The organism is Parvibaculum sp. (assembly GCF_035511255.1).
In the GTDB taxonomy this organism is placed as follows: Bacteria; Pseudomonadota; Alphaproteobacteria; order Parvibaculales; family Parvibaculaceae; genus Parvibaculum.
In genome coordinates this window covers 1-10664 of record NZ_DATKFR010000089.1, presented here as the reverse complement: position 1 = coordinate 10664, position 10664 = coordinate 1, and the positions used below count along the sequence as shown (strand labels likewise).

Annotated in this window: 11 protein-coding genes; 4 read left to right on the top strand and 7 right to left on the bottom strand. The window is 62.0% G+C overall.

Annotated features, from left to right (window positions below; genetic code table 11):
* Positions 1-494: 494 nt before the first annotated feature.
* Both VMR03_RS03055 and VMR03_RS03050 read left to right on the top strand, forming a co-directional pair.
* Positions 495-2024, top strand: coding sequence for a sigma-54 dependent transcriptional regulator (locus VMR03_RS03055; protein WP_325402163.1), 1530 nt, complete (start codon positions 495-497; stop codon positions 2022-2024).
* A gap of 183 nt (positions 2025-2207) precedes the next feature.
* Positions 2208-3863 carry a beta-(1-6) glucans synthase gene (locus tag VMR03_RS03050; protein ID WP_325402161.1) on the top strand — a complete coding sequence of 552 codons (1656 nt, stop codon included), beginning with the start codon at positions 2208-2210 and terminating at the stop codon, positions 3861-3863.
* Here the strand turns inward: VMR03_RS03050 and VMR03_RS03045 are convergent.
* The 4 genes from VMR03_RS03045 to VMR03_RS03030 form a co-directional block, all read right to left on the bottom strand.
* Complete coding sequence (locus VMR03_RS03045; RefSeq protein ID WP_325402159.1) at positions 3835-4362, bottom strand: hypothetical protein; 528 nt, start codon at positions 4360-4362, stop codon at positions 3835-3837. The two genes, VMR03_RS03050 and VMR03_RS03045, sit on opposite strands and share 29 nt — an antisense overlap.
* Before the next feature lie 101 nt (positions 4363-4463).
* On the bottom strand, positions 4464-5936 hold the full coding sequence (gene otsA, locus VMR03_RS03040) for an alpha,alpha-trehalose-phosphate synthase (UDP-forming) (protein WP_325402157.1): 1473 nt from the start codon (positions 5934-5936) through the stop codon (positions 4464-4466).
* A gap of 28 nt (positions 5937-5964) precedes the next feature.
* A complete protein-coding gene (gene otsB, locus VMR03_RS03035) occupies positions 5965-6825 on the bottom strand; it encodes a trehalose-phosphatase (protein WP_325402155.1) in 861 nt (286 codons plus the stop codon).
* A 105-nt stretch (positions 6826-6930) separates the two neighbouring features.
* The gene (locus tag VMR03_RS03030; protein ID WP_325402153.1) at positions 6931-7158 is read right to left on the bottom strand and encodes a hypothetical protein; all 228 of its coding nucleotides are present in this window, start codon (positions 7156-7158) and stop codon (positions 6931-6933) included.
* A gap of 185 nt (positions 7159-7343) precedes the next feature.
* On the opposite strand from VMR03_RS03030, the gene VMR03_RS03025 reads away from it, so the two are divergent.
* Together VMR03_RS03025 and VMR03_RS03020 are read left to right on the top strand one after the other, a co-directional pair.
* Positions 7344-7502 carry an entericidin A/B family lipoprotein gene (locus tag VMR03_RS03025; protein ID WP_325402151.1) on the top strand — a complete coding sequence of 53 codons (159 nt, stop codon included), beginning with the start codon at positions 7344-7346 and terminating at the stop codon, positions 7500-7502.
* Positions 7503-7555: 53 nt separating this feature from the next.
* Positions 7556-7732, top strand: a complete 177-nt coding sequence (locus VMR03_RS03020) for a DUF1328 domain-containing protein (protein WP_325402149.1) — start codon at positions 7556-7558, stop codon at positions 7730-7732.
* A 74-nt stretch (positions 7733-7806) separates the two neighbouring features.
* Here VMR03_RS03020 and VMR03_RS03015 read toward each other — a convergent pair whose 3' ends face one another.
* The 3 genes from VMR03_RS03015 to VMR03_RS03005 form a co-directional block, all read right to left on the bottom strand.
* Positions 7807-8415: a sigma-70 family RNA polymerase sigma factor gene (locus VMR03_RS03015; RefSeq protein WP_325402147.1), complete on the bottom strand. Its 609-nt coding sequence runs from the start codon at positions 8413-8415 to the stop codon at positions 7807-7809.
* A gap of 87 nt (positions 8416-8502) precedes the next feature.
* Positions 8503-9600: a Crp/Fnr family transcriptional regulator gene (locus VMR03_RS03010; RefSeq protein ID WP_325402145.1), complete on the bottom strand. Its 1098-nt coding sequence runs from the start codon at positions 9598-9600 to the stop codon at positions 8503-8505.
* 1 nt (position 9601) lies between these two features.
* Positions 9602-10396: a response regulator gene (locus VMR03_RS03005; protein ID WP_325402143.1), complete on the bottom strand. Its 795-nt coding sequence runs from the start codon at positions 10394-10396 to the stop codon at positions 9602-9604.
* Positions 10397-10664 lie beyond the last annotated feature (268 nt).

Genomic DNA, 10664 nt, shown 5'->3' with positions numbered 1-10664 from the left:
CGTCGCTCTTTCCTGATATTCGCGTGCCAGGCAGGCGTTGAAGGTATCGCCGCTGATCGTCTCATGCAGATACGATTCAGCAGTCCAAGTGCCGCAGCCAGCCAGCACCAGGAAGGTCCCCAACGCTATAAGCCGGGATATGATTTTCATCCCAATCTCCGTCGTTATTTTGCTCTACCCCCCGACAATAGCGACGGGCGGCCCGGACCCCACCGGTAATCCATCAGCTATTTTCATCGCATGGAACCCGAGGGACCATCAATACGAATTGCCAGATTTGCTTAAGTTCCAGCCGAAAAGTTACACGATGGCAACACCATTCCGGGATCGTTACAATTTCCAGCCGGCTTGGGCCTCGATAAAAATGACCTTGTGTGAAAGAGATTAAGGACTACCGATCCCGACCGAAGGATTAAGATCGTCTTTACCAATCCGCCCCATTATGGGCCGCCAAGCTGCCGCGTGCGGCGCCCTTGAACTCGAGGCGACCCAAGATGACCCAGGCCATCCTGATTGTGGACGACGATCCGGCGCAGCGCCGTATCCTGGAGGAAGTCGTCAACAGAGACGGTTATCGGGCCGTTCCCGTCGATGGGGGCGAAGCCGCGCTCGCCTATCTCGAAGGCCCGTCGGGCGCCGAAATCTCGCTGGTCATTCTCGATCTCGTGATGCCCGGCGTCGACGGCATGGACGTGCTGAAGCGCGTTCATCCCCAGAAGCCCAACCTCCCCGTCATCGTCCTGACCGCCCATGGCGGCATCGAGACGGTGGTGAACGTCATGCGCGAGGGCGCCACCGACTTCGTCATCAAGCCGGTGAGCCCGGAGCGTCTGCACGTCTCGATGCGCAACGCGCTCAAGGTCAACGCGTTGACCGGCGAAATCTCGCGCCTCACGAAGAAGCAGAGCGGCCATCTCACCTTTGCCGATCTGGTCGGGCGCAGCACCTCGATGGAGCAGGTCACGCGCTTTGGCAAACGCGCCGCGCAGTCGAACATCCCGATCCTCATCGAAGGCGAATCCGGCGTCGGCAAGGAAGTCATCGCCAGCGCCATCCAGGGCGAGAGCGAACGCGCGGGCAAACCCTTCGTGACCGTCAACTGCGGCGCGATCCCCGAGACGCTCGTCGAAAGCATCCTGTTCGGCCATGAAAAGGGCGCCTTCACGGGCGCCACCGACAAGCATGCCGGCAAGTTTCAGGAAGCCTCCGGCGGCACGCTCTTTCTGGATGAAATCGGCGAACTTCCGCTCGACATGCAGGTGAAACTGCTCAGGGCGCTGCAGCAGGGCGAAGTCGATCCGGTCGGATCGAAGAAGCCGGTCAAGGTCGACATCCGCCTGATCTCCGCGACCAACCGAGATCTCCTTCAGATGGTGAAGGAAGGCCGCTTCCGCGAAGATCTCTATTACCGCCTCAACGTTTTCCCGATCCATGTTCCGCCCCTGCGCGAGCGCAAGGACGACATCCCCGATCTCGTCGCGCATTTCATCCGCCGCCTCGCGGCGGAAGAAGGAAAGCCTGTCGTCGGCATTTCGCGCGAGGCGCTGGCGATGCTCTGCGCGTTCGAATGGCCAGGCAATGTACGCCAGGTCGAAAACGCGGTCTTCCGCGCCATCGTGCTCTGCGACGGCGAGATGTTGCAGGTTTCGGATTTTCCGCAGATCGCAAGCATGGTCGAAGGTTACGCCCAGGTCGCCGCGCGCGCGCCCGCAGCGCAGCCGGCCTTTGTCGCCGAGCGTCCCGCAGAGCGCTACGAACCCTATGCCCAGCCCGTTCGCGCGAATACCGGCGATCGGCATACGCTTGCCGACTTTGCCCGCTCCAACTTTTCCGACGGCGGCATCGCCATCACGGATGCGGCCGGCAATGTGCGCAAGCTCGAGGACATAGAGGCCGAAATGATCCGTCTCGCCATTGAAAAATACAAAGGTCACATGACGGAAGTCGCGCGGCGCCTCGGTATCGGCCGCTCGACGCTCTATCGCAAGGTTCGCGACCTCGGCCTTGAGGTTCGCGAAAGCTGAACGACCTTCCCGAATTCACACACGACGCAACGGCGCGGAGGATTTCCGCGCCGTTTTGCTTCGATTTGTGGCAAGTGCGAAGGGACCATTGATCCCGTCCGAGGATCGGTGCTATTGGACTCGCGACCGGCCCCCAGACGGCGCCCTATCGGCGCCGCCCCATCGGCACCAAGAGTTCCTGCTATGAAACTTGTCTCCGCCCCTTTCCTTCTGGGGCTCGCCGCGGCGGCGCTGACGGTTCTTCTCATCTGGAAATATCTGGGAGCGCCGGCCGTCATCGTCGACGCCCCGGCCGGCAAGGTGCATTGCGTCAGCTACACGCCCTATCGCGGCAGCGAGACGCCGTTCAACCCGGATTACAAGGCCGATCCCGCACGGATCGACGAAGATCTGGCGCTGCTCTCCAACGTCACCGACTGCGTGCGCACCTACAGCGTGGATCAGCGTCTCGACCAGGTGGTGCCGATCGCCGAAAAGCATGGCCTTCAGGTGCTCCTCGGCATCTGGATCGGGCGCAACGACGCGACGAACCGGATGCAGATCGCACAGGCCGTCAAACTCGCGAATGCGCATAAGAAGACCATCAAGGCCATCATCGTCGGCAACGAGGTCCTGCTGCGCGGCGAACAGCTTCCCGACGATCTCGTCGGCTATCTGAAGGAAGTGAAGGCGGCGACCGGCCTGCCCGTCACCTATGCCGACGTCACCGACTTCTGGGTGAAGGCGCCGCCGGAACTCGCACAGGCGGTCGACTTCGTCACCATCCACATTCTTCCCTATTGGGAAAACGATCCGACGTCGGCGCAAGAAGGCGTCAACTATCTCCGGCGTGTGCTCGAGGAAGTCGGTCCGATGTTCCCCGGCAAGGACATCTTCATCGGCGAGACGGGGTTTCCGAGCGCCGGCCGCGAGCGTGCGGAGGCCGTTCCCTCAGTCATCTCGCAGGCGCGCTATCTGCGCGACCTCGCGGCCTATGCGCAGGCGACCGGGCTCGACTACAACCTCATCGAGGCGTTCGACCAGCCGTGGAAGCGCGCGCTGGAGGGCACGGCCGGCGGGCACTGGGGCGTCTTCACCACGGACCGGCAAGCGAAATTCCCGTGGACCGGTCCCGTTTCGAACCATCCCCGGTGGCAGCTCGAGGGCTATGCGAGTTTCGTGCTCGCCTTTCTCATTCTCTTCGTCGTGGCGCGCGCGGGAGGGCAGCCCGATTCCCTCGGCGGGCTTGCCGCCGGCATCGGCGCGGGGGTGGCCGGGTCCGCGCTTCTCCTGCAAGCGGAACATTCATGGATCGTCTGGCGCAGCGGGCTCGAGGCCATCGCCGAACTCGTCGTCTTCGCGCAGTCGCTCGGTATCGTGATCTTCGTGCTTCCGGAACTGGTGCGGGGCCGGCGCTGCCTCGCGCCCCTGCCCGTCGGGCAGACGCTCGCATGGCTGCGGTCGCCTAACCGCGCGACGCTCGGCATGCCGCTCTATCTCGGCCTCGTTCATCTGCTTGCCGTCTTCTCGGCGCTGGTCGTATCGCTGGGCCTCAGCTTCGACGCGCGTTATCGCGACTTCCCGCTTGCCGCTTTCGGCCTTGCCTCGATCAGCCTCGGGCTGCTCGCGCTGAACCGCGGAGACCACAAGCGCCGGCCCGAAGACAGGCCCGAAGAAGCCGTGCTCGCCGCACTCTTCATCGCGACGGGCTGCACCATCGCCTTCAACGAAGGCCCGCAGAACGTCAACGCCATGGTCTGGGTGCTGCTCAACTTCCTCTTTGCCCTGCCCTGGCTCGGCATTCTCGTCGGTGCGGTCCGCAACACTTTCTTCAAGCGCGCGGCAACCGCAGAAGCGTAAGCGCGAGAGCGACCGCACCGTAGTCCGAATTGTAGAGGACGAGCGCCATGAGGCTCATCGCCAGCGCGAGGCGGAACGTCCAGAGTGTGTTCGCGACATAGACGAAAAGCGCGGCGACGATGCAGAGCGCTGCCCAGATCCACACCACGTTCAAGCCGACATTCTGATAGGCGGCGTAGGACAGCGCGAAGGCCAGAACGAGAACCAGAATGCCGAGGCGCACGGGAGGACGCCATTCCAGCGTCGTCACGGAAAGACCGCCGACGAGGGCAAGCGCCCCCCAAATCCAGCCGAGATGAAACCAGACCACGCCCTGCCGCGCGACGCACCACCATGGCACCTGGTCCTCGGCGCAGGCGATGCCGATGGCATGCGGCTCGATCACCGCATATCGGAGCACCATGGCGACCGCGAGAGCGCCGAGACCTCCATAAATCCACGACATGACACGGGCGCGCGGCCATGCCGGCGCTTCGGCGGAAATCGTTCGAACGTCCATCTGACCTTCCAAGAGGCTTTTTCAGTGCGCGACCATGCGCGCAGCCAAGCCTATAGCAGGTCGCGGCCGGTGGATGAAGATATCCAGCGAGGGCCGGCGCCTCAAATCCTGGGGGAATTCGTCGTCGTCAGGCGCAAATGCCGCCGTGCGACGACGTTCGGGGAGGTGCGCGCCATGTCGCCGGACGGAACAAATTCGTCGCAATTCGACAACCGCGTGAGAAACGCATTGGCCCAATGGTCGATGTCGTTCGCCTTGATGACGCCGATCATGCGCTGATAGCGGTCCCGACGCTCCGAGAGCGGCATTTCGAGAGCGCGCTTCAACGCCGCCGCGACGCCTTCGGCTTCGTGCGGATTGACGAGCAGGGCGCCGTCCGCAAGTTCGAAGGCAGCGCCGGCAAATTGCGACAGGACGAGAACGCCTGGATTGGCGGGGTCCTGCGCCGCCACATATTCCTTGGCGACGAGATTCATGCCGTCCCGAAGCGGCGTGACCAGACCCACACAGGCGACCCGATAAAGGCCGGCCAACGCCGGACGCGCGTAGCTGCGGTTGACATAGCGGATCGGCGTCCAGATCGCATCGCCATATTCGCCGTTGACGCTGCCCGCCTTCTCGCTCGTCGCCCGCTCCATCTCGGCATATTCGCGTACCTCGGAACGGCTCTTCGGCGTGATCTGCAAATAGGTCACCCGGCCGCACCAGTCCTCGTTGGCGGCGAGAAAATGCTCGAAGGCATCCATGCGCTCCTTGATGCCCTTGGAATAATCGAGGCGATCGACGCCGATGATGAGGCGGCGGTCGGCAAGGCTCTTCCTGAAATCCCGCACGAAATCGAGCCGTCCGACGCGGCGCGCAACCCGCGTGAAGGCATCTGTCTCGATGCCGACCGGAAAGGCGTCGATGCGTACACGGCGCCCGCCGATCTCGAAGAGGTTCGGATCGTGCAGGTTGCGGCCACCGAGGAAACGCAGGTAGCGGCCGAAATTGTGCTGGTCGTTTTCCGTCTGCAGTCCGACCATGTCGTAATACATCAGCGCTCCCGAAATCTCCCGGTGGTGCGGTAGGGCCTGGATGATTTCCAGCGACGGGAAAGGGATGTGCAGGAAAAAGCCGATCCGGTTGCGATGGCCTTTTTCGCGCAGGAATTTCGCCAGCGGCATCAGGTGGTAATCGTGAATCCAGACGACGTCGTCAGGCTTCAGGAAATGGGATATGTGCTCGGCAAAGTCGCGGTTGACGCGCATATAGCCCGACAGATCGGACCGCGAGAACTCGGCAAGATCGACGCGGTAGTGCATCAGCGGCCAGAGCACGCGATTGGCGAAACCGTTATAATACTCCTGCAGATCCGCAGGCGTCAGATCGGTGACGGCATAGGTGATATTGCCCTGGCGGGTAATCTGCGGGTCGCTCGCGGGCGTGTCGGACAGCTTGCCGCTCCATCCGAACCACAAGCCGCTACGCTCGCGCAACGCGGCCTTCACGGCGACCGCAAGGCCGCCCGCCGCGTTCGTTCGGCCCGGTTCGGGCACCGCCACCCGGTTTGAGACAACGATCAATCTCGACACGAGCCCTCCATCGTCATCTTCCTTTTTGTCATGCGCCTGCGCGCCGTCGACCGGGCAGCTCGCCTAGTGCGGCCGACAGAAAGTTCGGTCGGTCCGCCTCCTCCCGTCTTTCCGCAGCCTCCAGACGTTCGCGCCGCAGCCAGGCACGAACCTGCGCCGGTTCGTCGAAAATGCCGGTAAGACCCGGCATGGGATGCGACACCGAGAAGGCATAGCCGCCGAGCCGCTGGGCGGCGCGAAAGGCATATTCGTCCGTCACATCGTCGCCTATGACGAGTGGCTTTCTCTCCTTGAAGACGGGTGTACGCATGAAGGCGGCGAGCGCCGTGCCCTTGTTGTAGCCCTTGCGTTTCACGTCGAAGACGAAATGCCCCGGCAGCACCACCAGGGTCGCATCGCCGGTGCGCTCAAGCTCGGACACGATCGCGGCGGCGAGCTCATCGCGACGTTCTGGGCACGCGCGATAGTGAAGCGCGACGCTCGCCTTTTTGTCTTCGGCGAGCACACCCGGAAAGATCTCGGCCAGTTGCGCGAGCCGCGCCCGGAATTCGGCGGGGAGAGAAACGACCTCGGCCATCTCGACCGGTCCGTCCACCGCCCTGCGCAATTCGGCGCCATGGACGCCCGCCGCGCGCAAGCGAAGCGGTTGAAAAAGGCGATCGATGCTCGCGATGCTGCGCCCGCTGATAAGGGCCAGCGCGCCGCCGACCTTTTCGGAAACGGCCGCGAGATCGTCAATCAGTCCCTGAGGCACCACCACGTCTTCGGGCCGCGGGGCGAGATCAAGCAAGGTTCCATCGACGTCGAGGAAGACGCCTATATTCTGCAGCGACGGGAGCAGCACAATTATCCCCTTGGGATTGCGCGGCAGCGCCCCTTCGGCCAGCACAAGAGGTTTTCGTCGGATGTGTGAGGGCCCGGAGATTACCGCGGGAGAATAGCTTTCGATATGTTAACGCCTCGCTGCCAGCAGAAGTTCCATCTGCTCATTGAATCAGCAGGGCTTTTTCTCCGTTTCAAAGCGATCGCCGCTTCGCCGCGCCTTCGCTTCATCGCGCCGCTTCTGGGGCTGATGCTCCTCCCGCTCGTAGTCGATCGCTTCGCGTTCATGCCCGGCGACCGGCTCCTGGGTCCCGCCGTCGACGCTGCGGCTGTATTGCTCATCTTTCTGCGCGCCGCTCGAATTGCGCTGCGCTTCCTTCCCGTCTGTGTGCGTTGTCATCTGGAGAACCTCGCATTGGTCGCCCGTTTTGAGTGCCCGTTTTGCGAAAACGTCGTCCCGCCGGCATCGTTCCGGCGCGCGCCACGCATGACTGCAGCGCTTCGGTGGGAAACAAATGGAAGGGTGACCGTTATCTCTTCAGGGCATGTGTCGTACCGGCCGATATGTCGGCCAGACGGAGGAGCATGATGAAACGAAATTTTCTGAAAGCGTCCCTGCTGATCCTGTTGGGAAGCTATGCGGCGGCGGGTCTTTCTGCCTGCAACACCGTCGAAGGCGCCGGAAGAGACGTAAAGGCCACCGGCTCCAGCATCGAGGATTCGGCGGCGAGAGCGAAGAACTAGCTCGTCCCGTCACAGCCTTTCATCCGTAAACGCGAATTTCAAAGGAGGTGCTCATGCTTTCGTGGGCCGTCACATTTCTCATCATCGCCATCATTGCCGGCGTCCTCGGCTTTGGCGGCATCGCAAGTACATCTGCAGGCATCGCTCAGGTTCTCTTCGTGATCTTCCTGGTGCTCTTCCTGGCCAGCCTGCTTTTCGGCGTGGTGCGCGGTCGGCGACCGCCGGTGTGACATCCCCGTGGGAACCTCAAACGAAAAAGGGCCCACAAAATGGGCCCTTTTTTACGGTCCATCCGCGGACACTCTCAATTGCCGGAAAGGTCGTCGACTTCCTGTAGGATCGTGTCGAGCGCGCTTTTTTGCGCAAGCGGCTCATCGGTGCGCGACGGCATCATGCCGTCCGTCAGCATCTTTTCAACGGCGGCCCGGGCGCGCGCCACACGGCTCTTCACCGTGCCGATCGCGCAGCCACAGATTTCGGCGGCCTCCTCATAGGCAAAGCCTCCGGCGCCGACGAGGATCAGCGCCTCACGCTGCGCCGGAGGCAATTCGAGAAGCGCGCGCTGGAGATCGGAGAGATTCATGTGCTGCTCCTGATCTCCCGGGGCGGACAGCAGTTCCTCGGCCTTGGCATCGTCCCATTCGCCCACGAAACGCGAGCGGCGCATCTGCGAACGGAAAAGATTTCGGAGAATGGTGTGCGTCCACGCCTGCATGCTTGTGCCGGCCTCGAAGCGCTTGCGCGCCGCCCAAGCCTTCAGCATCGTTTCCTGAACGAGATCGTCCGCCATGTCCCGGTTGCCACACAGGCTGCGTGCAAAAGCGCGCAACTGCGGAATAACCGAGGCGAGCTCCGTCTTGAATTCCCCGTCTGGAAGATGGTTCACGGGATGGGGCGGCGCGTCTCTATCCATTCGTTCCCCATTTGATCGTCAATACGAAAACACGGATGCCGGGCGACAACGATACCCGCAACCTGTCGATCATGCCCAGAATTCGCATCAGGCGCCTTCCTGTATGCTTGCCGCAAAGCGCATGCGCTTCGTGACAGCCTCTAAATGCAGATAGGACGGATCGAAATCGCAGAGGGCGACGAGCTTTTCACGCTCCACCAGTTCGACCCACGATTTGTCCTTCTTAATGTATCCTTCCGCGATCAGGCGCCGGAGCACGCGATTGACGTGAATATGGCTGAGGCCGAGGGCGTCGCCGATGATCGTCTGCGTGAGCGGCAGATGAAATCCCGTCATGTCGCCTTCCGCCACGATGCGGGCGCGGCGATGCAGCTCCAGAAGAAAATGGATTACGCGCTCCTTCGCGGATTGCCGGCCATTACGCACGATCTGCTGGCGCAATATCGCCTCTTCCTGCACGGCAGCCCACCACAGTGCGAGGCCGAGCGAACGCGAGGCGCGCAAGGCGGAAAGAATTTCGGCGGGCGAAGCCACCGACAATTCCATATCGGTCACCGCCATTACCGAATGATCCAGCTCGGCAGCGACGAACACCTGGAGATCGAACATGTCTCCCGGCATCAATACGTTGAGAATCTGCCGGCGTCCGTCGTCGAGCATCTGGTAGCGGATGGCCCACCCCTCCTCGACGACGAAGGCATTCTTGGGAAATTCGCCGACGACGACAATGTCTTCCCCGCGATGGGCGGACTGACGCTGCATTCTCACAGCCCGCAACGGAGCGAAATCCTGCTCGCCGATTTCGGAATAATGAGAAAGCCGCCTGTACAAAGGCATCATCGACCTCTCCCGCCGACGGTGACGCTCTGCCGGACGAAAGCGGGCTGCATCCCGGACCCGGCCAACCGGCTTTGCCTGCCGAATGCCGGAAGCCTCCGTGACCAATCTCGACTGAACATGACCCTCCCAACGACGCACTCCATACCGGAGACTAGCCTGCGGCGGATAACCGGCTCTCGCATGTGGAAATCCGGAGACCGTGCCGGCCGACATAGATCGGCCCGGCAAACCGAACTCGAATAGAAACGCGTGAGTTCCCTTCTGGTTCCATTCAGCCACACGTAGCGGGCCGGGCCGGTCTTCAACCGGCCCGGGCGAACGGCCCCGACGTCGCGCCGCGCGCAACTCAGCTTGCCAAGGCCACGGAGCTGTTGAGAAACAACGCCTGACTGATCGCCGCCTTGACGGCCGTCCGCTGAAAAGGTTTGGTGATAAGGAAGGTCGGTTCCGGTCTGTCGCCCGTCAGGAGGCGCTCCGGGAATGCGGTGATGAAGATTACCGGTACGGAAACGGCGTTCAATATATCCTTCACCGCCTCAATGCCCGAGCTTCCGTCCGCCAGCTGGATATCGGCGAGCACCAGACCCGGCTTGTGCTGTTTCGCCGCTGAAACCGCCTCCTTGTGCGTTACGGCCGTGCCGCTGACGCCGTGGCCCAGTTCCCTGACGATTTCCTCGAGATCCATCGAGATGATCGGCTCATCCTCGATGATCAGCACATTCGTCGCGATCTGGCTGTCGATCTCCGCCAGCGCCGCCACGAGAAGCTCGTCGACGGCGTTTTCATCCACGCCGATGATCTGCGCCGTCTCCGCATTGGCGAAGCCTTCCATAGCCGTCAGAAGTAGTGCCTGCCTGTTCTGAGGCGTCAGTTGCCTCAGCCGGTCTTCCGCCGCCCGGGCAGGGTCGCCTGCGACACCATCGCTGTCGACCTCTATATTGACCGTCGACCAGATGGTGTGGAACAACTTATAAAGGCCGGTTCTGGCTTCGATCTTGGCGGGAAAGCAGGCCGGATTGTCCACGATGGCCAGAAGAGTAGCACGAACAAACGCGTCCCCGCGTTCCTGGCTCCCCGTCAAGGCACGGGCGTAGCGCCGAAGATAAGGCAAGTGAGGACCAAGCTCGTGGGCGAGCGACATATTCTTCTAAACTCCCTGTACGGTTCCTCCGACGGAGGAAGATGATGCCCCATTTTGCGGACATAATAAGTCCAAAATAGGGAACCAATGAACGAGGAAAGAGTTTCAATCTCGCCGCAACTTTTGTGGCTTCACTCCAGTGCCGCAACGGCGGCTGAGTTCTTGATATGACGTCAGGTAATGGGAAACGGGGAACCCCCTCGGAATCGGCTTCTCGTATGGTAGTAAATAAAGAAGAGGCGAAGCAACGGCGCGAGGCGCTGGGGCG

What these genes read in the sequence shown, in the direction of transcription:
- VMR03_RS03055 (WP_325402163.1), top strand. Translation starts at nt 495, where the DNA reads ATGACCCAGGCCATCCTGATTGTGGACGACGATCCGGCGCAGCGCCGT.
- VMR03_RS03050 (WP_325402161.1), top strand. Translation starts at nt 2,208, where the DNA reads ATGAAACTTGTCTCCGCCCCTTTCCTTCTGGGGCTCGCCGCGGCGGCG.
- VMR03_RS03045 (WP_325402159.1), bottom strand. Translation starts at nt 4,362, where the DNA reads ATGGACGTTCGAACGATTTCCGCCGAAGCGCCGGCATGGCCGCGCGCC.
- VMR03_RS03030 (WP_325402153.1), bottom strand. Translation starts at nt 7,158, where the DNA reads ATGACAACGCACACAGACGGGAAGGAAGCGCAGCGCAATTCGAGCGGC.
- VMR03_RS03025 (WP_325402151.1), top strand. Translation starts at nt 7,344, where the DNA reads ATGATGAAACGAAATTTTCTGAAAGCGTCCCTGCTGATCCTGTTGGGA.
- VMR03_RS03020 (WP_325402149.1), top strand. Translation starts at nt 7,556, where the DNA reads ATGCTTTCGTGGGCCGTCACATTTCTCATCATCGCCATCATTGCCGGC.
- VMR03_RS03015 (WP_325402147.1), bottom strand. Translation starts at nt 8,415, where the DNA reads ATGGATAGAGACGCGCCGCCCCATCCCGTGAACCATCTTCCAGACGGG.
- VMR03_RS03005 (WP_325402143.1), bottom strand. Translation starts at nt 10,396, where the DNA reads ATGTCGCTCGCCCACGAGCTTGGTCCTCACTTGCCTTATCTTCGGCGC.